This window comes from Herbinix hemicellulosilytica (genome assembly GCF_002904165.1).
In the GTDB taxonomy this organism is placed as follows: domain Bacteria; phylum Bacillota; class Clostridia; order Lachnospirales; family Lachnospiraceae; genus Mobilitalea; species Mobilitalea hemicellulosilytica.
Genome location: NZ_CVTD020000008.1, coordinates 481,216 through 506,004 on the forward strand (window position 1 = coordinate 481,216; position 24,789 = coordinate 506,004).

At 37.0% G+C, this 24,789-nt stretch carries 17 protein-coding genes; 15 read left to right on the forward strand and 2 right to left on the reverse strand.

Annotation, left to right across the window (positions count from 1 at the left end; all coding sequences use genetic code 11):
- The first annotated feature begins 32 nt into the window (after positions 1-32).
- Positions 33-236, forward strand: coding sequence for a hypothetical protein (locus HHT355_RS03170; RefSeq protein ID WP_103201995.1), 204 nt, complete (start codon positions 33-35; stop codon positions 234-236).
- Between the two features lie 147 nt (positions 237-383).
- Here the strand turns inward: HHT355_RS03170 and HHT355_RS03175 are convergent, their stop codons facing one another.
- Together HHT355_RS03175 and HHT355_RS03180 are read right to left on the reverse strand one after the other, a co-directional pair.
- Positions 384-1,196 carry a family 1 encapsulin nanocompartment shell protein gene (locus tag HHT355_RS03175; protein ID WP_103201996.1) on the reverse strand — a complete coding sequence of 271 codons (813 nt, stop codon included), beginning with the start codon at positions 1,194-1,196 and terminating at the stop codon, positions 384-386.
- A 40-nt stretch (positions 1,197-1,236) separates the two neighbouring features.
- Positions 1,237-1,596, reverse strand: coding sequence for a demethoxyubiquinone hydroxylase family protein (locus HHT355_RS03180; protein WP_103201997.1), 360 nt, complete (start codon positions 1,594-1,596; stop codon positions 1,237-1,239).
- 647 nt (positions 1,597-2,243) lie between these two features.
- Here HHT355_RS03180 and HHT355_RS03185 point away from each other — a divergent pair.
- The 14 genes from HHT355_RS03185 (at position 2,244) to HHT355_RS03255 (ending at position 24,780) form a co-directional block, all read left to right on the forward strand.
- Positions 2,244-2,717, forward strand: coding sequence for a phage tail protein (locus HHT355_RS03185; RefSeq protein ID WP_103201998.1), 474 nt, complete (start codon positions 2,244-2,246; stop codon positions 2,715-2,717).
- A 401-nt stretch (positions 2,718-3,118) separates the two neighbouring features.
- The gene (locus tag HHT355_RS03190) at positions 3,119-3,790 is read left to right on the forward strand and encodes a DUF5680 domain-containing protein (protein ID WP_103201999.1); all 672 of its coding nucleotides are present in this window, start codon (positions 3,119-3,121) and stop codon (positions 3,788-3,790) included.
- Between the two features lie 166 nt (positions 3,791-3,956).
- The gene (gene rlmD / locus HHT355_RS03195; protein WP_103202000.1) at positions 3,957-5,330 is read left to right on the forward strand and encodes a 23S rRNA (uracil(1939)-C(5))-methyltransferase RlmD; all 1,374 of its coding nucleotides are present in this window, start codon (positions 3,957-3,959) and stop codon (positions 5,328-5,330) included.
- Between the two features lie 320 nt (positions 5,331-5,650).
- Positions 5,651-5,827 carry a helix-turn-helix domain-containing protein gene (locus HHT355_RS03200; RefSeq protein WP_103202001.1) on the forward strand — a complete coding sequence of 59 codons (177 nt, stop codon included), beginning with the start codon at positions 5,651-5,653 and terminating at the stop codon, positions 5,825-5,827.
- Between the two features lie 14 nt (positions 5,828-5,841).
- Positions 5,842-7,434: a class I SAM-dependent DNA methyltransferase gene (locus HHT355_RS03205; RefSeq protein ID WP_103202002.1), complete on the forward strand. Its 1,593-nt coding sequence runs from the start codon at positions 5,842-5,844 to the stop codon at positions 7,432-7,434.
- On the forward strand, positions 7,431-8,603 hold the full coding sequence (locus HHT355_RS03210; protein WP_103202003.1) for a restriction endonuclease subunit S: 1,173 nt from the start codon (positions 7,431-7,433) through the stop codon (positions 8,601-8,603). The genes HHT355_RS03205 and HHT355_RS03210 overlap by 4 nt, the downstream gene beginning before the upstream one ends.
- 10 nt (positions 8,604-8,613) lie before the next feature.
- Positions 8,614-11,841, forward strand: coding sequence for a type I restriction endonuclease subunit R (locus HHT355_RS03215; RefSeq protein ID WP_103202004.1), 3,228 nt, complete (start codon positions 8,614-8,616; stop codon positions 11,839-11,841).
- A 63-nt stretch (positions 11,842-11,904) separates the two neighbouring features.
- Positions 11,905-14,721 (forward strand): hypothetical protein, encoded by a 2,817-nt coding sequence (locus tag HHT355_RS03220; protein ID WP_103202005.1) that lies wholly within the window; start codon positions 11,905-11,907, stop codon positions 14,719-14,721.
- A complete protein-coding gene (locus HHT355_RS03225) occupies positions 14,718-19,481 on the forward strand; it encodes a DEAD/DEAH box helicase (RefSeq protein ID WP_103202006.1) in 4,764 nt (1,587 codons plus the stop codon). Before HHT355_RS03220 ends, HHT355_RS03225 begins: the two co-directional genes overlap by 4 nt.
- 334 nt (positions 19,482-19,815) lie before the next feature.
- A complete protein-coding gene (locus HHT355_RS03235; protein WP_103202007.1) occupies positions 19,816-20,994 on the forward strand; it encodes an IS256 family transposase in 1,179 nt (392 codons plus the stop codon).
- Positions 20,995-21,459: 465 nt separating this feature from the next.
- On the forward strand, positions 21,460-22,932 hold the full coding sequence (istA, locus tag HHT355_RS03240; RefSeq protein ID WP_103202008.1) for an IS21 family transposase: 1,473 nt from the start codon (positions 21,460-21,462) through the stop codon (positions 22,930-22,932).
- Complete coding sequence (locus HHT355_RS03245; protein WP_103202009.1) at positions 22,925-23,611, forward strand: ATP-binding protein; 687 nt, start codon at positions 22,925-22,927, stop codon at positions 23,609-23,611. The genes istA and HHT355_RS03245 overlap by 8 nt, the downstream gene beginning before the upstream one ends.
- Positions 23,612-23,725: 114 nt before the next feature.
- Positions 23,726-24,391: a recombinase zinc beta ribbon domain-containing protein gene (locus tag HHT355_RS03250; protein WP_278320032.1), complete on the forward strand. Its 666-nt coding sequence runs from the start codon at positions 23,726-23,728 to the stop codon at positions 24,389-24,391.
- Between the two features lie 143 nt (positions 24,392-24,534).
- Positions 24,535-24,780, forward strand: a complete 246-nt coding sequence (locus HHT355_RS03255; RefSeq protein WP_000567889.1) for a single-stranded DNA-binding protein — start codon at positions 24,535-24,537, stop codon at positions 24,778-24,780.
- Positions 24,781-24,789 lie beyond the last annotated feature (9 nt).

Below are 24,789 nucleotides of genomic sequence, written 5' to 3' on the forward strand. Positions count from 1 at the left end.
AAGTGTTTTGTATATCATATGCAGATATACCAATGATAAGCCATGAAATTATCTTTTTATCAATTCTATTTTGGTTTGTAATAATTAGAACAGGCAAAATGGCGATTGAAAAAATAATTGTGCTTTTTGGCGGAAACGAAGAAATGCTAAAAGATATGGATGCTACAATTTCATTAGACTTTATAGAAAACTCTTTTAGAAAGGTTTTCGTTAGAGCAAATAATTTTTTTTCCTAATAATTAAACATAAAACCTCCGGCTTTTATACCGGAGGCTATGATACATATTACTTTATAAGCCGCTGCCATAGCATTATATATAAGTAAAATAAAATAAATGCTATATATGTTTTGACCTGTTATATGACAGATAAGTTTGCAGGCATTATTCAAATACGATTACAGCATTCTTATTCTTAATTCTTAAAAGAAGCGTTTCTATGATACGGAAGTAATGATTCAAATTCTTGGTTTCAAGATAAGTAGTAATCATATCCTGACCGATTACTAAATCTATATTATGCGGCTCGGCACAGACCATAACTGCTTTGTCGCCCTTTAATACCGGAGTGCTGAAAATATTGCCGTTTAATAGTCTGCTTATTCTATCATATTCGGTAGTGCCTGTGCCCGGTTGAATTCTTTGAAGTTCTACATAAAGCTTAGGGCTGACTACGAGAGCTTTTCTGCCTACAATACCGTTTTCAATAAATTTGGCAATTCCTACGGATATATCTTTAAAAGGATTTTCGCCTTCGCTCCAGTCGGATAATTGAAGTTTAATTACTCCGTCTTCGTTTATAAGACCTTTGTAGCCAAGTTCTTCATTGCCTAAGAAAATTAATTCGTCTTCTTTTAAAGCGCATTGGGAAGCGGCCTGAATGGCTGCGGATAAATCAACCGGCAAACCCATTTGGTCGCTGAATTCTAAGTCTCTCCACAAAAGTGAAAAATCCTGATTTATCAAAGGAATATGTCTATATGTTCTTCCTTTAATAACGGAAATATCCCCTTCGCTTTCTTCCAATTCCGAAATGCTGTCAACGTTGATACTTTGAATACCGCCGCCTAATGGTCCGTAGTTACTAATAAATCTTCTTCCTGTAAGAATACTTTTAGCCGTTGATACAACAGTATCATCAATTTGCTTCCAAAGGTCTGCGGAAATCGGAGAACCTTCTCTGTATAAATAGTCCATATTCTCCCTCCTTGTAAAAAATATTTAACTAACTTTAAACTTACTTGTTAAGCAGGCTGCCTATGGTACTATCAGCTTTTGCGGAAGATGTTTTTGTTACAATATTCAGCTGCTCTAGCATTTCTCTTACTTCTTGTTCACCTTCAGCGAAATGTTCTGCTTCCTCAGGATCAAGATGGCGAAGCAGGGTCATAAGTTCACCGACATGTGCTTTTTCTTCATCCCTAATATCTGCAAGAACTTTTTTTGCCACAGGGTCATCGGTTGCCTGCACATGGGCGTCATAAATAAAAATAGCTTCAAGCTCGCCTGCTATATCAAGTCTTATTGCCTGTATCAGTTCTTCTTTAGAAATTTTTCCGGGTATGTTGCCGGCAAAGGGATTTGCAAAACTTGCCATATGGTATTCCTCCTTTTTAGAAAATTGTATGATTTGTTTAATTAATTATATTGCTTAGCTTATATTATACTACTTAATAATTAAATTTAAATAAAATAATAATAAATTATTCTATTTTTAGTTTTATTTGTTTAAAAATGAAATAAATTCATGAATATTTTTTGATAATACATAACGACAAATTTGAAAGAAAGATGAAAAAATTAATAAAGGGAATGTAAATATATAAATATGACAATATTAATTATAGTATTTACAAAAATATAATTACAGTTATTACATATAATTACAGTTTTTACAAATACATAAAAAACTTTCCTGCCTAGCACTTATAAATTATTATACCCAATAAAATTATAGTAAATCAGTAAAGCGACACAGATGTAATGGTGATACTTAATAACTTAGAATCTATGTTATAATTATTACATAATAATTGATAATATTTATGAAAAATCAGCTAAAGAAGTGAAAAACAGCTAATGTAAAAGTAAATAATGCCTCTATAAATGGCTAAAATATCATGACTATTTTATAAAGAGGATTTGACACAAGCAAATCTGATTTGAAAGTAAAGTTTTTAATTTAATAAGAACGATTCTTAATAATTATGGTTGCGCTTCTTATGAAAAATTAGGGGGGAAAATATGGCATATAAAGTTGATTTTTTAAATGTATCAACAACCGGTTTAGAATCTTCACCTGTAGCGGAAGCACTGGCAGGCCTTAGGGCTAATGAAGCCCGTTATTACAAGAACAAGTACAATCATGATTTTGTGGTAGTTCCTGCGGATGAAAGCCGGGAAACTATTGATTATGTTCAAAGAATTTTGAAGGATGAACGTGGTATTGAGTTTGAAGCAAAACCACTGGAAACATCACGCTTTAGAATCGAGAATACAGACTTTGCTTATGTTTTTTATGAGGATGGTCTTTGTGTAAATGTTATGTATTCGCTTGATGATCCTAAAAAAAGGGCTGTAGGATTTAAACTTTCCGAAGGAATGGATGTTCCCAAAGAACTTGAAGGAAAATTTAAATTTGCAAAGCAAAGATCAAAACTGGCAGGAACAATCAGAGGGTCGTTTTTTGTGATTAAGGGAGAGTATCAGCAAAAATAAACTAAATATCACAGCTATGCGTTCGATTGTGCTTATGTGACACAGCATCCATTTATTTTTAATGATACTCTTTTAAATAATATAACGCTTTATCGTGATTATGACCCTTTGCTACTAAATATTTTGGATTTGCTTGGTTTACGTGAGTTGATAGAAAGTAAGGGGCATAAAATATTTACTGAAAATGATAAAAAATTTCAAGTGGTGAGAGGCAGAAAATTGCTATTGCATGTATTCTTTTTATGAAAAAAACTTTTTATTAAGACTCAAAAAATACTTTAACTAAAATAAACACTTCTTGCATAAAAGATATTTTGTAAAGTAAAGGTGGCAAAAATGCGAATGTTAGTAAATATACTTTTTCTTTACCTTAATATATAATTTTATTTAAGGTGATGATAATGATCTTTTCTGAAAAATTGCAATTATTAAGGAAAAATAAAGGACTCACACAGGAAGAGCTGGCTGAAAAACTCGACGTATCAAGGCAAGCAGTTGCCAAATGGGAATCGGGACAGGGATATCCGGATATAGCAAATCTTATTCAAATAAGCAATCTGTTTAATGTTACAATTGATTATTTAGTAAAAGACCAGGCTTGCAATATAAGTATATCGCCTGATACTAAGACAGATATGGACAAGCTTATTGAATTCAGAATCGAAGCAGGCGCAAATACTTATGCGGCATGTATGAATGAAACAGCTTCAACAAGATTTGATTCCCATGATTATCAGTATTCGAAGGGACCTTTTATATATCATGATACATATGTAGGCGGGGAACAATTTGCAGGTGAAGAAGCCATATGGCAAGACGGTAAAGCAGTATATGCCATGAATTACATGGGTCGGGTGTTGGGAGAACCTTTTAGCGGTGATTTCTTAAAAGAAGCTTTAAGAAAGGCAGACAAAAATATGCCGTATCGGGGGCCTGAATACTATCAGTCAGGGGAATACTTGTATAAGAGCAAAGTCATGGGGGATTTTACCTGGTTTCAGGGCTATGAAGAAATCTACTATAATGGGACAATTATTTATGAATGCTATTTTCATGGCGGATTGATCCGTTAATATGAAATTATGGACTTTGAGTTGTATAGTGAAAATTCATTTAGGATACATTAATGGGAAACCGGTAAAGGTACATACTTTAAAAAGTAGACAAATGCTCAGACTTTTCGTATAATGTTGTCGCTGTATTTAATACTGATTAAAAAAAGAAACAGGAGAATGCGACGTGAAAAAAGGAACACAATATGTCGGTGAAGTTTTAAAGGTAGAATTTCCTAATAAAGGAATTCTTGAGATAGAAGATAAAAAGGTAGAGGTTAAAAATACTCTGCCCGGTCAGAAGATTAGCTTTATGGTAAATAAAATTCGTAAGGGTAAAGCTGAAGGCCGGCTTATAGAAGTACTTGAAAAGTCTCCGCTTGAAACGGCAGAACCAAAATGCATTCATTTTGGCCCCTGCGGTGGCTGCAGCTATCAGACATTACCCTATGAAACTCAGCTTAAACTAAAAGAAGAACAGGTAAAAAGACTGCTTGATGCGGTTTGCGACGAGTATAGGTTTGAAGGAATAAAAGGAAGTCCAAAACAGTGGGAATATCGCAATAAGATGGAATTTTCCTTTGGTGACGAGGAAAAAGACGGACCTCTTGCCTTGGGCCTTCATAAGAAAGGAAGCTTTTACGATATTCTGACAACCGATCAGTGCCAAATCGTTGACAGTGACTACAATAAGATACTGGCCGATGTTCTTAGGTATTTTGCAGGGTTAGGGGTAAGTTTTTATAAAAAGATGACCCATACGGGCTATTTGAGGCATTTGCTGATACGTAAAGGGATAAAAACCGGAGAAATATTAGTCAATCTGGTTACCTCAACACAGTGGGAGCATGAAAAACAGGAAAGAGAAGTTATAGAGGAGTTTAAAAACAGGTTGCTTAAGCTTGATTTAAGCGGTAAAATAGCGGGAATTCTCCATATATACAACGACAGTTTGGCGGATGTTGTACAGGGCGACAGTATCAATATTTTATTCGGCAGGGATTATCTGTATGAAGAATTACTCGGCCTGAAATTCAAGATATCCACCTTTTCATTCTTCCAGACGAATTCACTTGGGGCGGAGGTACTTTACAGTACCGTAAGAGAATATATAGGTGAAACAAAAGATAAGCTTATTTTTGATTTATACAGCGGAACCGGAACCATAGCACAGATTCTTGCCCCGGTAGCAAAAAAAGTAATTGGAGTGGAAATTGTTGAAGAAGCGGTTATGGCTGCGAGGGAAAATGCTGCCCTAAACGGCCTTGACAACTGTGAGTTTATTGCCGGAGATGTGCTTAAAGTTATTGATGAAATCGAAGATAAACCGGATCTTATTGTTTTGGACCCACCCAGGGACGGAATTCATCCGAAGGCATTGGAGAAAATCATTGATTTTGGAGTGGACCGGATTGTGTATGTTTCCTGCAAACCTACGAGCCTGGCAAGAGATTTGGTAGTACTGCAGGAGAGAGGATATAAGGTTGAAAAGGTATGCTGTGTGGATATGTTTCCCAATACGGTGCACGTTGAGTGCGTAGTATTGATGACGCGGCTGTAAGCCTTGATTTTACTGGATTTTCGGAAGCACATCCAAGTTGTCTACTCGACCTAAAGGGCTAAAATGCGTACGCGGAAACATATCGACAGGTGATTTTACAGGCAAAAATTTAGCTTAAAATTGGTAGGGTTGAGTTGACAGATTAGATAAAGGGCATTTTTCATAAGGTTGAGGAGACAGGATGGATGTACATTTAATGCAGGTATACTCATTTTCTGAAAAAACTTTATTTATTATGTATAAAGTTGTAATATGTTGAAATTGTTCGTTTCTTCGCATATAATAAAAACTGGAATCTCATGTTCTGCGAGGTATTCATAATGGATTACTTAACGGCAAAACAAGCTGCTGAAAAATGGAATATATCCCCGCGCAGAGTTCAAGTTTTATGCGAGCAGGGGCGCATTAAGGGCGCTGTACGCCTGGGATGGGCATGGGCGATACCTAAGGATGCTGAGAAACCTTACGATTTGCGTGTGAAAAAAGATAAAAAATAGAGGAGTAGAGTAGAATGGCAAAAGTTAAAAAATCAAAAAATGAAGTAAAAGAGCAGCCTATTGAACAAGTACTTTGGGCAGCTGCGGACAAGCTCCGCAAAAATATGGATGCTGCGGAATATAAGCACGTTGTTCTCGGGCTTATTTTTTTAAAATACATATCAGACAGTTTTTATGATTTATATTATAAACTTAAAGAAGGCAAGGGCGAGTACGAAGGAGCGGACCCTGACGATCCCTATGAGTATCGTGCGGAGAATGTATTCTATGTGCCACCGCAGGCACGCTGGGATTATCTTCAAAGTCGAGCCAAGCTGCCGACGATCGGCAAAGATATAGACGAAGCTATGGAGGCCGTAGAAAAGGATAACCCATCCCTCAAAGGCGTTTTGCCGAAAGAATACGCAAAAGAAAAGCTGGACAAGCAGTCTCTCGGTGGTCTGATTGATTTGATTGGTACGATTGCGCTTGGTGACAGTGTTTCTAAATCAAGTGATATACTGGGGCAGGTATATGAGTATTTTCTTGGACAGTTTGCCCTTGCAGAAGGTAAAAAAGGCGGACAGTTCTATACGCCCCGTTCCGTAGTACAGTTGCTTGTTGAAATGCTCGAACCTTACGAGGGCAGGGTTTTTGACCCTTGCTGCGGCAGTGGCGGTATGTTCGTTCAAAGCGAGAAATTCGTTGAAGCTCACAGAGACCACTATAACGGAAAATCAAGAGAGATTGATAAGCTTTTCGAGCGTGTTGTTTCTATCTATGGTCAGGAAAGCAACCAAACAACATGGCGGCTTTGCAAAATGAACCTTGCCATACGAGGTATTGACAGTAGCAATGTTTTATGGAACAATGAAGGTTCTTTTTTAAACGATGCCCACCCCGATCTGAAGGCTGATTTTGTGATTGCCAATCCACCTTTTAATGACAGCGATTGGAGCGGAGAACTGCTGCGGAATGACGGACGCTGGAAGTATGGTGTGCCACCAGTATCCAACGCAAACTATGCATGGATCCAGCACTTTTTGTATCACCTTTCGCCCAAAGGAACCGCCGGCTTCGTTATGGCTAAAGGCTCCCTTTCGTCAAAAACAAACGGCGAGGGAGAAATCCGTAAAAACATTATTGAAGCCGGTCTTGTAGATTGTATTGTAAACCTGCCGGCAAAGCTATTTTTGAACACCCAAATTCCCGCATGCTTATGGTTCTTGTCAAGGGAAAAGGAAACAAATCCGAACCACCCGCGTCGGAATACGATTTTGTTCATTGATGCACGGAATATGGGAACTTTGATAAACCGCAGGACCCGTGAACTCACCAATGAGGATATCCGTAAAATAGCCGACACTTACCACAACTGGAAGAAGAACGATGGTTCATATGAAGACATTCCCGGTTTTTGCAAATCAGCAACGCTTGATGATGTGCGGGAACTCGATTATGTGCTGACCCCTGGCAGGTATGTCGGATTGCCCGAGGAAGAGGATGACTTTGATTTTGAGGAACGTGTAAAAAAGCTGACTGCCGAGCTTAAAGCGCAGATGGAAGAAAGCGCAAAACTGGATGAGCGGATAAAAGAAAACCTTGCAAAAGTGGGGATTGAGTTATGACGGAGTGGAGAGAGTTTAAATTAGGTGATATTTGTACAATTATTCAATATGGTTATACTGAAAGTGCAACTTTTGACCCGGTTGGACCAAAATTTCTTAGAATAACAGATATCGTACCTAATATTATTGATTGGTCAACTGTTCCTTATTGTAAGATTGATAAGGAGAATTATGAAAAATATAAACTGGATGTTGGGGATATAGTTATCGCTCGTACTGGTGCCACAACTGGATACAATAAAAGAATAAAAGATAGTATTAATGCTGTATTTGCGTCATACCTCATAAGATTTAAGATTAACAAAGAAATTGCTGATGATTGTTTTATTAGTTATGTGCTAAAAAGTGATTCATATTTTGGGTTTATTGATAATGCCGTTGGTGGTTCAGCGCAACCAGGAATAAATGCAAGAGTACTAAGCCAGTTTTCTTTTTTACTCCCCCCCCTCCCCGAACAAAAAGCAATTGCTGATGTTTTATCCTCCCTTGACGATAAAATCGACCTTCTGACAAGGCAGAATAAAACACTCGAAGATTTGGCACAGGCATATTTCCGTAAATGGTTTATTGAGGATGCGAGCAAAGAGTGGGAAGTTGTTCCTATATCTGAAAAATTTGATGTTTTATTGGGAGGTACTCCTTCTCGAAAAATTGAATCATATTGGACGAATGGTACAATAGGTTGGATTAATTCAGGGAAAATTAATGAGTTCAGAATAATTGAAGCAAGCGAATATATTACTGAAGAAGCTCTTAACAACTCTTCAGCAAAGTTACTTCCCGCTGGAACAACTGTATTAGCAATTACAGGAGCAACATTGGGAAAAATCAGCATGGTATTGCGCTCATTTGCAGCTAATCAGTCTGTAATTGGTTTAGTGCCAAAAGCAGAATTATCGAATAATTTTATTTTCCTTTGGTTAAAAGAGAATATAAATGCTCTGATTAGCATGCAAACGGGAGGGGCTCAACAACATATTAATAGCAATGATGTAAAAAGTTTTGACGTTATTGTTCCAGATACAGTCGCATTAAGCCTGTTTAGAAGAAAAATTGATCCATTGATGTTAAAAATATCTCAAAATTGCTTTCAAATAAATACCTTAAATAAACTCCGCGATACCTTGCTTCCCAAGCTTATAAGCGGCGAAATCCGCGTAAAAATGTGAGGTGAAAAAGGTGCCTAAGCTTTGTGAGTCTGAAATAGAGAAAATGGCAATAGAAGAACTGGTGGAATTGGGTTATACATATCTTTCTGGGCCGGATATAGCACCGGATGCACCTTTTGCAGAGCGCAACAGTTACAGTGAAGTTCTGCTTAAAAAAAGACTGACCGATGCGGTAGTGCGTCTTAATCCCAACCTTTCCTATGATGTTATTTTGGAGGCAGTAAATAAAGTTGCACGTATAAGTTCTTCAAATCTGGTAGCAGACAACGAAGCATTTCATAAAATGCTGGTTGATGGTGTGCCCGTTGAATACCGCAAAAACGGAGATATAGTTGGCGATTATGTAAAGCTTGTGGATTTCTCGGAAGATGGAGTTAACAACAACGAATTTCTTGTGGTCAATCAGTTTACCGTCATTGAAAACAATAATAATAAGCGGCCTGACATTCTTCTTTTTATCAACGGTATTCCTATGGTGCTGTTTGAACTTAAAAATCCGGCCGATGAAAACGCCACCATTCGCAAAGCTTATGATCAAATCTGCACATACAAGGCCACCATACCAAGTCTTTTTACATACAACGAGATATGTGTTATTTCCGATGGGCTGGAAGCTAAGGCAGGTTCGTTAACTGCTCCGTTCTCACGTTTTTCAACGTGGAAAACCAAAGATGGACTAAATGAAGCGTCCAAGTTTGAAGATCAGCTTACCACCCTTATTCACGGGCTGTGCAACAAGAAAACCCTGCTCGACTATATACGCAATTTTATAACCTTTGAAAAGAGCAAAACTGAGGATAAAAAGACCAAGATAATAAAAGTAGAAACTGTCAAGAAAATTGCCGCCTATCATCAGTATTACGCTGTGAATAAAGCTGTTAAAAGTACGATTGAAGCGGCAAGGGTAGGTGGCAGCAAAAAAGCCGGTGTTATATGGCATACTCAAGGATCCGGCAAATCCCTATCTATGGTTTTTTATGCTGGAAAACTGGTGCAAAACCTTAACAATCCAACTATAGTTGTTATTACCGACAGAAATGATTTGGACGATCAACTCTTTGATACTTTTGCTGGAAACAGCGACCTTCTGCGCCAGCCGCCGAAGCAGGCGGAAAGCTGCGAGCATTTAAAAGAATTATTAAAGGTAGCATCCGGAGGCATAGTTTTTACCACTATTCAAAAATTCATACCTGATAATGACAGCTCGGTTTATGAGCTTTTGTCGGAAAGAGACAACATAGTTGTTATAGCCGATGAAGCGCACCGCACGCAGTACGGCTTTAACGCGAAACTCAGAGATATAAAGGACGAAAACAATCAGGTTGTGGGGCAGCGTATAGCTTATGGTTTTGCCAAATATATGCGCGATGCCTTGCCAAACGCTACTTTCATAGGTTTTACCGGTACACCGGTAGAGAAGCAGGATGCCAACACGCCGGCGGTATTTGGCAATTACATTGATATTTACGATATTGCCCAAGCGGTTGAAGATAAGGTGACAGTTAAAATATATTATGAAAGCCGTCTGGCTAAAGTCAATCTCACCGAGGAAGGCAAAAAGCTGATTGAGGAGTTCGACAGGGAACTTGAAGAAGTAGATGAAAAAGACGAAGCAAAAGCCGCAAAAATGAAATGGGCAAAGCTGGAGGCTATTGTCGGGAATAAAGAACGCCTTGCCACTCTCGCAAAAGACATTGTTACGCATTTTGAGGATCGCCAAAAGGTTTTTGAGGGTAAGGCGATGATCGTTGCGATGAGCCGTAGAATCGCTGTTGATTTGTATAATGAAATCATAAAGCTTCGCCCTGAGTGGCATAGTGACGATTTGGACAAGGGTGTTATCAAAGTTGTTATGACATCTTCCAGTTCTGATGGTCCTGAAATGCAGAAACACCATACTACTAAGGAGCAGCGAAAAATGCTTGCACAGCGTATGAAAGATGAAAATGATCCACTGAAAATTGTCATCGTGCGCGATATGTGGCTGACTGGCTTTGACGTTCCATGCCTCAACACCATGTATATCGATAAGCCGATGAAGGACCACAACCTTATGCAGGCAATAGCGCGCGTAAACCGTGTTTTCAAGGATAAGCCGGGCGGGCTGATTGTCGATTATATCGGGATTGCCCCAAACCTAAAAAAAGCTTTAAGTTTCTATGCAGAGAGCGGTGGCAAGGGAGTACCTGCTGAAACTCAGGCAAGGGCTGTAGAAATAATGCTTGAAAAGCTTGAGGTTGTCCGGCAGATTTTACACGGATTTGATTATACGAGCTTTTTCAAAGCAGAAGTAAAGGACAAGCTTTCTATTATTCTTCGTGCTGAAGATTTTATTTTATCTACAGATGATAAAAAAGCGCGTTTTATTAAGGAAGTAACCCTCCTAAGCCAGGCTTATGCACTTGCCAAACCTGATAAGGCAACGGTTACACATGCAGAGGAAATAGCGTTTTTCCAAGCAGTTAAGGCAAGACTCACTAAATTTGAAACAAGCGGCGAAAGTGGCATAAATTACGATTCTGTTATAAAAAACATTGTTGATTCGGCTATTGTATCAGATGAAGTTGTAGATATTTTTGATGCTGCTGGTATTGAAAAGCCGGAATTGTCCATTCTCTCAGATGAATTCCTTATGGAAATTAAAGGGATGAAACATAAGAATCTGGCTATTGAGCTACTAAAAAAGATTTTGTCCGATGAAATAAAAGTACGTTCAAAATATAACCTGACAAAATCAAAATCACTTATGGAAATGCTCAGTTCAGCGCTTAAGCGGTACCAGAATAATCTACTTTCAACGGCTGAAATCATAGAAGAGCTTATTCGTATTGCAAAGGAAATAAGAGAAGCAGACAGACGAGGTGAAAAACTTGGTTTGTCTGAAGATGAACTTGCTTTTTATGATGCCCTTGAAACCAATGACAGCGCGGTTAAGGTGTTGGGCGACGAAACGTTAAGAACAATCGCCCGCGAGCTTGCGGACAAGGTGCGTAAAAATGCCACAATCGACTGGACACTGAAGGAAAGCGTCCGCGCAAAACTGATGGTATTGGTTCGTCGGACATTAAATAAATACGGTTATCCGCCTGACAAACAGCAGCGCGCCGTGGAAACGGTCATGAAACAGGCAGAAAACTTAGCTGATGTATGGGCTTCACAAGGAGTAACCTATGGTGCGAGACATTTGTCAGGTCATTTAAAAGTAGCGGAAGAAATGGATAAATCGTATTTCGTGTAGCGCAAACATTTAATAAATATGGGTAGATAAAACTCCAATAAAGAGAAATACGGGGGTCTTTGCATGTATTTCTTTCAAAAAATAATGGAGAGAGTTAAAAGCCCTGAAGTTCAATTACTCTGCCAAATATCTGTATCGGATGACGAATATAAAGAGTTGTTAAAATATATACGCTCAAAAATATCAAATTTATATATGCAGGTAATCCCAGTACCTGATTTAATGCTTTCCATAACATTAGTTCAGATTGCAATTCGTAGATATGATGAAGGCAACTACTGGGATTGCTTTTTAAATGAGATTGGTGTAGAGGTTTCTGTAGCAAAAAGAAACTATTTAGGCCAGATTTTTATGAAAACATTACGACATTTTAATTTATTCATAATAGAACAAGAAAAAGGCTCAAGGCATGCTTATGTTGAAAACATTAAAGCTCATGCCTTTGTTCCTAATAATTACCTTTTCGGCTACTTTGACTTTCTGTTCTCATTTTACGATAGGAACCTTTTTAGACAGATTCCAGAAAATTTGGAAGATAGTATTTATGAAATGATTGACTTTATGAATGATTCATTATCCTTAAATAGTGATAATGTGAGAATTGAAGGTTTTGGTAATAAACCACCAAAGATTTATCGTCTTCTAAAAGCAACAAAAAATGTGATTGCACAGTGCTCGCCTGTTACTATATGTGATTTGATATCTGAGCATTTGATAATGATTGATGAATATTATTACGACAGAAAACTCCCGAAAAAAGATAACAGAATTGCGTCCGGTTTTATTGCTTGGTGTGAGACAAAGGAAGCTGAAATTAATCTTGAACCAAATATTAATAGGCGACGTAAGGCTATCGGTGTATTCTATAATAAACCGTACTTTGAAGTTAATCGTTCTCATGAGCAAGCTTTTATTGTGATACCGAGTCAAAAATTTAGGGAAGAAGAATTTAATGGAAGTGCTTTTATTAAGTTAGAATACGATAATAAGACAATAAAAAAACAACTCGATATTTATAGAGCGTATGGTGTTTTTGTATCTGAAAAACTAAAAATAGCAATTGATAATATATTTGCATCTTATCGTATTGACATTATTTCAAGTACAACACGTTCTTTTAAAATTCCTGAAAAAGAATATCGCTTATTTGATGAAGATTTTACAGAGATTCAGAAATTAAAAAAAGGGCAATGTTATATTCTCGCAAAGAAAGGCACTTCAGTCAAAAGTGATTTACATTCCGTATACGTAAATCCCCATCATGACTTATGGGATGAGTATTCATATAGCAATATTAATGAAGATACGGTTATTTATATAAAAAACAGGCCTATTTCTATCTCCGGGGAGTTTTCTGAAGAACCAATATTTGAATATGTATCAAAAGAATACATTTTGTATAGTGGAGAAAGACAAATACAAACCGCATATAAACACCCTATTATTTCATTTAAGGTTGCCAAAAAAGCTTTGGCAGGAACTTTTATATGGTGTAATAATAATCGTTTTTGCGCCAAAATGGAAAATGTCAGCTCCATTTATGAATTTGATTATGATTTGGAAAACTGTGGAGTATCTATTGCGTTGAGTAATGTGTTGGACAACAAAGATGGTTTATATCAAATTTGGATAGATGAACCGGGAAAGCATAGAAGACTAATCTGTCAATATGTTTTGATTACTTCTTTACGTTGTCGTCCAGAAAAGCCACGTTTTATTTTTTGCGATAAAGCTTTAGTACATATTATTGGAGACTATGACATCACTCCTTTGAATTGTGAGCGGGTTAGCGATAACGTGTATTCGCTTGATCTTACTTCTGGTACAGAAGAAGCGATATTTGAGTTATTATTAGAAGGGGTAAACTACACTTTAATTGTGCCGCTAAAAGTTTTCAAATACGGATTTTCCAAGCAGTGGAAATATAGAAGAGAAAATTACTTATGGTTTCCGGAGATAGAAAATGATCTTTTTGTTTTTATGCCTGGCGCAACTCGAGCTTTTGTTTATCTTGGAAATGAAGAGGAATGTATAGAGGGTGAAAAGCAATCTAATGGAGAGTTTCGATTTGATATAACTGATTTTGTTAACAAAATTAGACAAAGCAGCAGTGCGTTTGCAAACATCAATCTAAAATATTTCGATAATAAGTGGAGGAACCTACCACTTTTTAGAGTTTTGAAGAGATTGTGGCTGCATAAATTCGAAATGGTATATTTAAATAATATGGTTCGCATTATATCGGAATACGAGGGAAAAGCAAAATTAAAGGTTCGTATTTCAGATTTTGCAACCAAGGAAATTGTTACTGAAAAATATTTGGACAATGGTAGTACAGATTTTCCTGAACTTGATTATGATAAATTATACAGCTTGGAAAAGATTCAAGTCATTCCAGATCCATTTGGATTCTCAGACCAATCAACATCATTAGGAGTTATTTATAAAATTGGAACAATAGACTTTAGTGATCTGACAAATTGTAAAATGGTTATAAAATCTATAGCTTGTAATGGTGTTATGCTGAATCTGGATCATATATATACGGTTTACAACTTAACAAAAATCTCAGACTTTACTTATATTGGCAAGCTTACATTTAAGCCTAAGTCAGCAAATAATAGTTCTAAAAAAATAAGAGAGTCAGATTTATTTGAGAAAATTCGTTTTGAAATAATGTTTGAAGATGGGGACGTAAATATTCTTTATTTACATGCACTAGAAGACGGCGATTGGACAGAGATTTGGTATGATGCAAAAACTAATAAACTTATAAGCGCTTCTGATGACATACTTTATACCTCAACAAATTATGAACGGTTTATCCCGTTGTATGAAGATATTACAGATTATAATATTGAATTTAGGAGGGTTAAATGATGTTATTTAGACCTGCAGAAAGCTCAAAAAGAATCGTTGAATTCTTTCGAAAGTATCTTCTGACTACATTCAAAACAAACAAAGATATTTACAATAGACAATTAAAAGAACAATTGTCTGAAGATGGTGTTATTTCGAAGGGTCCGTACATTAGTATGAGCGACTCTTTTGAAAAGGATAAAACTTTGCGTGAATTGGTTGAAGAAGATATTTTATGCAGAGAACTGTTGCAGTTGTCTGAATTGCATCCTGACAGAAAACTATATAAGCATCAGGTGGAGGCTATATGTAAAGCAAATAATGGGAAAAATTTAATTATAACAACAGGAACAGGATCGGGTAAAACAGAATGCTTTTTGATTCCTATAATTAATCATCTGATGCGTGAGAAAGAAAAAGGCACTTTAGGTCCTGGAGTACGTACGCTTATCATTTATCCGATGAATGCTTTGGTTAATGACCAAATCAGAAGGTTAAGAGATATATTTTCAAATTATCAGGAATGTGGCATTACATTCGGAAAGTATACAGGTGAAACTTTAGAAAAGTATAGTGATGCACTTGACGAATTTATTGAACGTGAAGGTACTGAACCAATTAAGAATGAGTTGATATCCCGGGAACAGATGAGAAAAACCCCTCCTCATATCCTGATAACAAACTTTGCTATGCTTGAATATCTTTTACTGCGGCCTGGTGACAGCATTTTCTTTAATGAACAAAATGCATCAAGATGGCATTCAATCGTTTTTGATGAAGCGCATACCTACTGTGGAGCGAAAGGAATCGAAGTGGCTACTTTAATCAAACGAGTAAAGGCAATGCTTAATCGTAATGATATTCAATTCTTTCTGACTTCGGCAACGTTGGGTGATGAAAAATCAAACCCACAAATTATCAACTTTGCTCATTCATTATGTGATGTACATTTTGATGAAGACTCTATAATAAGATCGTCAACTATTGCACCTGCAAAACCAGAAAGCACAAGTAAATTAGATTTCTCAATTTATCGCGAACTTGCAGAAAAAATCAGAAATAACTTTGCTTCTGAACATATTCTTAAATTTCTTAGAGAAAAAGGCATTGACATTATTAAGGCAGAAAATGCAGATGAAGCTTTGGAAAAAACTCTCTATTCAATGATACTGCATGATGACTTTTATTATGAAGTCAGGCATCATTTATTGAACAAAATAAAACCATTGAATCAGCTTGCTGAAGAATTAAGTGTTTCGGTTGATGATATAACAGATTTTATAGCAGTAGCTTCAAATGCTCAGAATAACGGTGACAGGATATTTGAAGCAAGATATCACATGTTTATTCGTGGTATTGAGGGCGTGTATGTTACTCTAAATCCAAGCAATAAACTTTTCATCAGGAAAATGGAGACTTATAAAGAAGACCCGGAAAGCAACGATTGTGGTTTTAAAGTATTTGAAATCACATTTTGTTATAATTGCAATGCTACATTCATTGTTGGACAAACAGAAGATGGATATCTTGTACAGAAGTCCAAATTTAACGATGATTACAGCCCAGAAGTTTACTTGTTAGATGGCGTATATGATGAATATGACGAAGAAAACGAAAATGAGAATAAATATATAGTGTGCGCAAAATGCGGAGCAATAGAACGCGCTTCATCCATAAATGGATTATCATGTGGACATAGCAAAGAAAATTATAATTTGTTGATCAAAGTCAAAAATTCTGGGGACAAACTCCACACTTGCCCATGCTGTCATGTAGTTAACACTCAGCGCAGTATTTTGCGCCCATTCTTTTTGGGTAATGAAGCAGCAACAGCTGTTATTGCTACAGCATTATACAATGAGCTTCCTGATGTCAAAATAACAAAAAGGTTTATATCTATTGATGATCCTTTTTTTGGGAATAGTCCTGAAAAATTGATCGAAGAGCGTGAAAATTTAGTTAAGCAGTATTTAACTTTTTCTGACAACAGACAAGCTGCAGCGTTCTTTGCTAGCTATCTGCAAACAACATACCGAGAAAATTTGGTTAAAAGAATAATGACTAAAATATGTGAAGACAATTCACAAGTATTACATCAAGGGGTAAGATTGAGTACATTTGTTAGTTTGCTTGAAGAATATTTTGAAAAGCATAACATATATCATGCGGATGAGAGAAATAAGCAGGCATGGTTAGCAGTCATTAAGGAGTTGACTAATTATAAAGCAATGAATGCTTTACAAAACATGGGGATATTACATTTCGATCTCAATATAAAAATGCCTGAAAATGAAAAATTAGAATTATCTTCTGAAGAAACAACTACTCTTTTTAAAATTATGGCATTGTTTTTTATAAAGGATGCAGCAATAAAATTACCAATTACCTTAACAAAAGCAGATATTAAAAGGCTATCCTATGCTGGAGAAATTAAGGGATTTACTTGTGATTATACTCAAAAAAAATATATACGTTCATGGCTACCAGCAATAGGGAGGGAAAATGCGCAGACTAAACTATTACGTAAGTTATTTTTAGGAATGGACAATGACACTATTCTTAAATTATTAAAATCAATCTGGGAAATATTAAAATATTATAATTTAATAGAATATGATAGCGAAAACGGAACATATTATTTATCTTCTGAAACAATTATGGTTAAAAATGTTGATAAGCTTTATATTTGCAATGAATGTAAAACAGTAACACCATATTGTTTAAAAAATGTTTGTATTAATCCGAGGTGTAATGGAAGACTTGTTGAATATGACTATCTTAAGGCAATGAAGGACAATCATTATTATGATGTTTATCATAATCTGAACATAAATGACTTGATTGTTAAGGAACATACTGCTCAGTTAAGCAGTCAAAAAGCATACTCTTATCAAAATGAATTCAAGAATAAACATATTAATGTACTGAGCTGCTCAACTACATTTGAAATGGGGGTTGATGTTGGTACCCTCGAAACTGTATTTATGCGAAATATGCCTCCTTCTCCGGCTAGCTATGCACAAAGAGCAGGTCGAGCAGGCAGAAGTTCAAAGGCTGCAGCGTATTCTCTGACATACTGCCCAAATAGTTCACACGATCAGAATTATTTTAAAGATCCTGTATCTATGATTAAGGGGACCATCCAACCACCTTCATTTAATATTGATAATCAAAAAATTGCTTTACGCCATGTTTTTGCATCTGCTTTCTCTTTCTTCTGGAGAAAGTATAGAGAACTATATAAAAGAACAATCGGTGATTTTTTAGAAGCAGATGGAGTAAATGCATTTAAAAAATATCTTGAAACCCACCCTGAAGATCTTAAAAAGTATTTATGTGAAGTATTAAGTCCTGAATTACAGAAGTATTATGAAATTAACAATTACGGTTGGATTAGTAAATTGTTTCTTGATGATCCTAATAATCCTGGAGTATTTGATATAGCATTGAAGAAGTATACTTCTGATTTAGAGGAGCTCGAGAAATCCAGAACATACTGTACTGAAAGACAAAGAAATATTGAACCAGGCTCCAAGGAAGATCGTGAATTGAGTTGGAAGATAAGGGATATTGGTAATTCTATAAATACAATTAAAAAGCAAGAAATAATTGAATTTTTATCTCGTAACAATATAATTCCTAAATACGGGTTTCCTGTTGATACAGTGGAATTGATGAGCTATGGGAAAGGTGGAGTATTAGATTCATTACGTTTAGATAGGGATCTATTTACAGCAATATCGGAATATGCACCGGAGTCAGAGGTTGTTGCAGACGGTAAGCTGATTACTAGCCGGTATGTTCGTGTTTTAAGCGGATTTGCATGGCCTGAATATAAGTATGTTATATGTAGAAATTGCCATACGTTAATTAGAGTTATTTGGGTTGAAGATATTCCCAAAGAATGCAAACATTGTGGACACACTTTGCCCAAAAAGATAAAAAAGTATATAATACCTAAGTTCGGTTTTATAATGGAGAACGGAGAGCCGGAAGATGCAGGAACAGAAAAGCCAGAACGTACATATAAAGGTTCAATATCTTACATAGGGGATGGTACACGGATAGAGTCGAATACATACTCGATTTGTGGCAAAAAAGTTATTATCGGAAGTAGTAAAATGGATGAGCTTGCTGTGCTAAATACTTCTAATTTTTATATTTGCAAGGTCTGTGGATATGCAAAGTTATACGATAACGATAATGATTTAGCTAAGGAGCATGCCCATTACAAACCAGACGGGTATCCTTGCAGCAACAAAACACTTTACCCATATTCTCTTGGGCATGAATTTAAAACAGATGTTGTACTATTGAAGTTCGTTTCAGAGAATATTACTGAAATTGATGTTGCATGGACTATACTCTACTCGCTTATTGAGGGGCTTTGCAGACACTTGGGTATAGATAGAAATGAATTGTCAGGATGTTTGCATTGGTTCCGCAACGATGAGTTTTCTGGTATAGGTAATTATGGTTTTGTTTTGTTCGATAATACTCCTGGTGGAGCCGGATACGTTAGACGAATGAGAGATATATCTATTCTTATAGGCATGTTAGAAGCAGGGGCTCAAGTTGTAAATGGGTGCACATGTGGCGGTAAAGAAGCTGATACTGCTTGCTATAGTTGCTTATGCAATTACTACAATCAGAAACAGCATGATATTCTTAAACGACGATATGCCATTGATTTCTTCAATTCTCTTTTGAATGGAGAAAAAAAGTGGTGGGGAATTAGACTTCCTGATATTGGCTTAGTATTCAATATGGAAAATAACTGATAAAAAGCAGGCAATTTTTATCCGGACTTTGTGTTATGGATTGATACGCCCGATGTGCAATATATTTCCTTTATCGACCCAAAAGGATTGCGGCATTTGCAATGGGATGATCCTAAAATCGAGTTTCATGCTACAATTAAAGAGCTTGAAGTGCATCTTCAACCTATAAGCAGCGATAAGAAAATCGTGCTGAATTTTTTTATAATGTCCGGCACCATTCGATAAGGTATGATATTTTTCGCAAATTCATAAAAGTCCGATAAAAATGACATGGACGTAACCGTTTGGTAGAATTAAGTTACCACACAAAATCAACCAAAGGAGGTTACGAGCCATGTCTGATAAGATTATACAGCTAAATGAAGGAGTAATAAAGCAGGAGTTAAAAGAATTGGTCCGTAGCAGCGTTGAGGAAACCCTAAATAATTTATTAGAGCAAGAGGCAGCAGAACTGACTAAAGCAGAACGATATGAACGCACCCAGGAAAGACAGGGATATAGATCCGGTCACTACGAGAGAAACTTAACTACAACATCAGGAGACGTGAAGCTAAAAATACCTAAATTAAAAGGGGTAGCCTTTGAAACAGCAATCATTGAACGATATAGACGACGTGAAAGTTCAGTGGAAGAAGCTCTAATTGAGATGTATTTGGCGGGTGTATCAGTAAGGCGAGTTGAAGACATTACTGAAGCACTGTGGGGAACAAGAGTTTCACTTGGAACTATAAGTGAATTGAACAAGAAGGTATATGTACATATTGACGCATGGCGTAACAGGCCACTAAGGGGCAGATATCCCTATGTCTACTTAGATGGAATCTACCTGAAACGTAACTGGGGCGGCGAATATGAGAATGTATCCATTCTCATTGCGATGGCAGTTAACGAAGATGGCTACAGAAAAGTCATTGGCGCCGCTGAAGGGATGAAAGAAGATAAGGCAAGCTGGCTGGCCTTCTTGCAGGGTTTAAAGGAGCGTGGACTATCAGGGGTCCAGTTATTCATCGGAGATAAGTGCCTGGGGCTCCTGGAGGCTATAAATGAAGTCTTTCCCCATGCGAAATATCAGAGGTGCACAGTTCACTTCTATCGTAACGTTTTTACAGTAACACCTCGATCCAGGGTGAAAGAAGTCGCTGCAATGCTGAAGGCCATTCACGCACAGGAGAATAAAGAAGCAGCAAGGCAAAAGGCCCAGATCATAGTTCAAAAGCTACGGGAAATGAAACTCAGAGAAGCAGCTGACAAGATAGAAAAGGGCATCGAGGAAACTCTTGCTTATATGGATTTCCCCTATGCTCATTGGTCTAAATTGAGAAGCAATAATGTTATTGAACGGCTTAATCGGGAGATCAGGCGAAGAACAAGGGTTGTAAGAGCCTTCCCTGATAGGAATTCTGCCCTGATGCTGGTTTGCGCAAGGTTGCGCTATGTTGCAAGTAAGGCTTGGGGAACCAAGCGTTACATGAGCATGAAACACCTTGAGGAAGAAGCCTTGATGACTCACTAATGACAGTTAGCTAAATGATTGTCGCCAAACGGTTTGAATGATTTTGCGAAAAAATCTTGACGGTACCCCATTCCGAGGATTTGCGTCAATGGTGGGGAAAAGGCAAGCCGGAACGTAGAGCGAAGAATGTGTTTTGCCTTGATGAAGACGACTGCATCGATGGTATGATAGCGAAAATATTGAAATCGGAATAGCTTATTGTTGAATATTAAGCTACCAATTACGTAATCCAATAGTACCAATTGGAAAAAATTGTTTATTTAGTACAGAAAAATAAGAAATAAATTTCTGTTAGTAGAATAATTGTAAAGTTAATGACAATATTGACATACTTTATCAAGAACACCCAAATGGGTGTTTTTATTTTATAATGTTTAATTTATAGACTCCTAACAAGGAGTTGATGTCTATGATTGCACTGCTAAAGGCATAGATTTTATAACAAAACCAAAGGAGGAAATCAAAATGATCGGCATTGAACAATACCGAAAAATCCAGGAGTACAAAGCACTTGGACTTGCTCAGACAAAAACCGCAAAAGCACTGGGGATAACCTATTCTTCTATCAGCAAATACTGGAATATGAGCGAAGAAGATTATGTAAGGGAAGCTGAAAAGGAAAGGTACCACATGGATAACTACCGTCAGTACATACTGGAACATTTGAAAATTTGTCCACAAATGAGGGATACAAACATCTATCTCAAATTGGTGGAGGCCTTCCCTGATCTACAAGTTAAACGAGCTACATTCTACCGCTATATGAAAGCCTTAAGGGAACAGCACGGGTATCCGCATGCCAGTAAACGTAAAACCTCACCCCGTGAAATTTCTCCACCGGGATATGAAGCGCAGGCGGATTTTGGTCAATACAAACTTAAGGATATGTACGGGCGAATTGTACGAATATATTTCTTTTGCATGGTTCTGAGTTATAGCAGAATGAAATTTGTTTATTTTTCACCGGATCCCTTTACAACCAAAGCAGCCATTAAAGCTCATAACTATGCATTCCAATATTTTGGAGGAAGAACACAGACTATTCTTTATGACCTTGACCGTGTCTATGTAGTCAGCGAAAATCTGGGAAATATCATATTCGTACCCGCCTTTGAAGAATATGTTAAGCGTATAGGTTACAGTGTTTCGCTATGTAGACCAAGAGATCCTCAAAGTAAAGGCAAGGTTGAAGAGGTGATTGGATACATAAAGCAAAGTTTTCTTGAGGGCAGGATATACACCGGAATTGATTGCCTTAACAGTGCTGCCCTTGCATGGTTGGATAGGGAAGGCAACGGGCGAATACATACTGTGACCAGAAAAGTGCCGCGTGAAATGTTCATGGAAGAGCAAAAATACCTGTTCCATGTCAAACCTTATTCCGAAGTATCAAGCACTGTGGCCTCCTTTGATAAGGATGGAGTGGTAAGTTATAAAGGCAACCGTTATCTGATTAATACAGGTATGATGGATGTTCATAAACGCATTCGCATTGAAGATGATGTTGAAATGCTTTTGTTCTATGATGCTGAAACAAATGATTTATTGGCTAAATATCCAGTCACAGAAGATACCGGGCAGTTGTTCAAACCAGAAGAAAATTACAGCAGAGACAGGGTTTCTTTAACCATCATAAAACAATATTTTGCAGAATACGAAATAGCTCAGGAATTCATCCGGCTTATGGAGTTACAGCAACCAAAATATTTTAATTCCCATTGTATTCGAATAAACCGGATGACGAAGTTTTATACAATTGGACAATTGCTTGATGGAATAGAATACTGCATTGATACTGAACGCTGCAGTGCCTATGAGCTTTTGGCTTATCTCATGTATCAGTACGGAGAGCATATAGCTAAGAAGTTTTTGCCGAATCAGCAGTATTTTAATCATTTGGCGAGGAGTAAAGAAATAAGGAGGGAAATCGATGGCTGATATAACAGAAATCCGTGAATTGGCCCAAAAGCTCAACCTTTGGAATATCGCAAGGGGATACATTGATTTGAACGATGAGAAACTATCAAACCTTGACTATCTTAAGATGGTGTTAGAAAAAGAATTGGAGATTAGGGCCAGACAAAAACACACCAAGCTGAAGAAGGCAAGTAAGCTTCCAAACAAAGCATTTGACGCATCGAACTCAAACAAGGGCTTAAAATGGCAGATTAAACAGTTATCCAACCTGACATGGCTTAAGGAAGAGCAAAACTTAATCCTGCTGGGAAAATGCGGGACGGGTAAGACCGGTCTTGCAGCGCAGCTTGGAGAAACTGCAATCAGTAATGGACATAAAACCTATTATGCGCCTTTTGATAATTTTATCGCAGTGGCAGAAAAGAAAGCCACAAATCCAAAAGCAGAAGCGATCTTTTCTTATATGCAGGAATGTGACTTAATTATTATTGATGATGTCTTTTATGTGGAACCAACCAGGGCAGAACTGCAGGTTTTCTACCGGGCAGTTACCTTTCTTAATGAAACCAGAAGCATTATTTTTATAACCAATCGTGAACTGTCAGCATGGATAGATGTAGCCGATGACAAGCACCTTTGCCAGACTTTATTGGACAGAATGACGGTCAATTGTCAAATTGTTCGTTTGACTGACAAGTAAATAAAAACACTCACTTCTTTTTAATAGGGGCAAATACCTCGTTTGAAAACAATGCCGAAAAACGGCTTAAAATAGATGCAAAAATCTCACGAAATTCAAAGAACTGCTTAACTTTTGAGATTTTCTGCAGTTTATAGGGTAGGGGGGTCTAAATCTCTACCGCTTTTCATCCCGGAAACGGGCGGGGGGTCACGCGCGAAAAATCGCGGTTTCAAACAGTGCGGCGATATTTACCGACGGGTACATTGGAATAACAGAGGCTACAAGTCTATTGTTTGGAGATGTGTCAGTCGTTTAGAGGAAAAAGGCTCTGAATGCACTGCTCCTACCATAAACGAGGAAACATTGCAGACAGCAGTGGTCAAGGCTATTAACGAGCTTTTGGCTAACAAAGAACCCTTCCTCTCAACCTTGCAGAAAAACATAGCTACTGTATTTAATGAAGAAAATGATAATGCCACCGATGATATTGATGGCAAATTGGAAGAATTACAACAACAGCTTCTTATACAAGCAAAGTCCAAGAATGACTATGAAGATGTGGCTGATGAAATTTACCGCCTTCGAGAATTGAAGCAAAATGCACTTGCAGAGAATGCAGAGCGTGAAGGAAAAAGGCAACGAATCGCTGAAATGACTGATTTCTTAAATGAACAATCCTGCGAGTTGGAGGAATATGATGAGCAATTAGTAAGGCGGCTTATTGAAAAAGTTACGGTATTTGATGATAAGCTCACTGTTGAATTTAAATCAGGTGTTGAAATAGATATTGAGATATAGGATATCAGAAATGGCGACCAATTGAGAGGTGTTACTTCCTTGATTGGTGGCTTTTCTTATTTACGGATTGACTTTGACTGTGAATATACGTATAATAATATCAACAATGTTGTTGATATTATTATTAATAAGGAGTGGACAACATGATTGATGTAAATGAGCTATTGGAAGAAGCTATTAGAGAAACTGAAAATCTAAATGATGGCGAAGTTTTTCTTGTTAAAGATTTATTCAAGGGATATGTGTGGAATAGGATACCCAGAAAGGATCGACTTCTGCTTGGAACGTTATTTTTAAACCATGTTAGCAAAATGAATGGTAATTTAAAGGCTATTGAAAAGACTTCATCTAATCAGCAGAGGTATAAAAAGACAATTGATAAGTTTTAACTATCTTTT

Excerpts from the sequence above, each read along its gene's own strand:
- HHT355_RS03170 (WP_103201995.1), top strand. The coding sequence starts at position 33 with ATGATAAGCCATGAAATTATCTTTTTATCAATTCTATTTTGGTTTGTA.
- HHT355_RS03175 (WP_103201996.1), bottom strand. The coding sequence starts at position 1,196 with ATGGACTATTTATACAGAGAAGGTTCTCCGATTTCCGCAGACCTTTGG.
- HHT355_RS03180 (WP_103201997.1), bottom strand. The coding sequence starts at position 1,596 with ATGGCAAGTTTTGCAAATCCCTTTGCCGGCAACATACCCGGAAAAATT.
- HHT355_RS03185 (WP_103201998.1), top strand. The coding sequence starts at position 2,244 with ATGGCATATAAAGTTGATTTTTTAAATGTATCAACAACCGGTTTAGAA.
- HHT355_RS03190 (WP_103201999.1), top strand. The coding sequence starts at position 3,119 with ATGATCTTTTCTGAAAAATTGCAATTATTAAGGAAAAATAAAGGACTC.
- HHT355_RS03200 (WP_103202001.1), top strand. The coding sequence starts at position 5,651 with ATGGATTACTTAACGGCAAAACAAGCTGCTGAAAAATGGAATATATCC.
- HHT355_RS03205 (WP_103202002.1), top strand. The coding sequence starts at position 5,842 with ATGGCAAAAGTTAAAAAATCAAAAAATGAAGTAAAAGAGCAGCCTATT.
- HHT355_RS03210 (WP_103202003.1), top strand. The coding sequence starts at position 7,431 with ATGACGGAGTGGAGAGAGTTTAAATTAGGTGATATTTGTACAATTATT.
- HHT355_RS03220 (WP_103202005.1), top strand. The coding sequence starts at position 11,905 with ATGTATTTCTTTCAAAAAATAATGGAGAGAGTTAAAAGCCCTGAAGTT.
- HHT355_RS03225 (WP_103202006.1), top strand. The coding sequence starts at position 14,718 with ATGATGTTATTTAGACCTGCAGAAAGCTCAAAAAGAATCGTTGAATTC.
- HHT355_RS03235 (WP_103202007.1), top strand. The coding sequence starts at position 19,816 with ATGTCTGATAAGATTATACAGCTAAATGAAGGAGTAATAAAGCAGGAG.
- istA (WP_103202008.1), top strand. The coding sequence starts at position 21,460 with ATGATCGGCATTGAACAATACCGAAAAATCCAGGAGTACAAAGCACTT.
- HHT355_RS03245 (WP_103202009.1), top strand. The coding sequence starts at position 22,925 with ATGGCTGATATAACAGAAATCCGTGAATTGGCCCAAAAGCTCAACCTT.
- HHT355_RS03255 (WP_000567889.1), top strand. The coding sequence starts at position 24,535 with ATGATTGATGTAAATGAGCTATTGGAAGAAGCTATTAGAGAAACTGAA.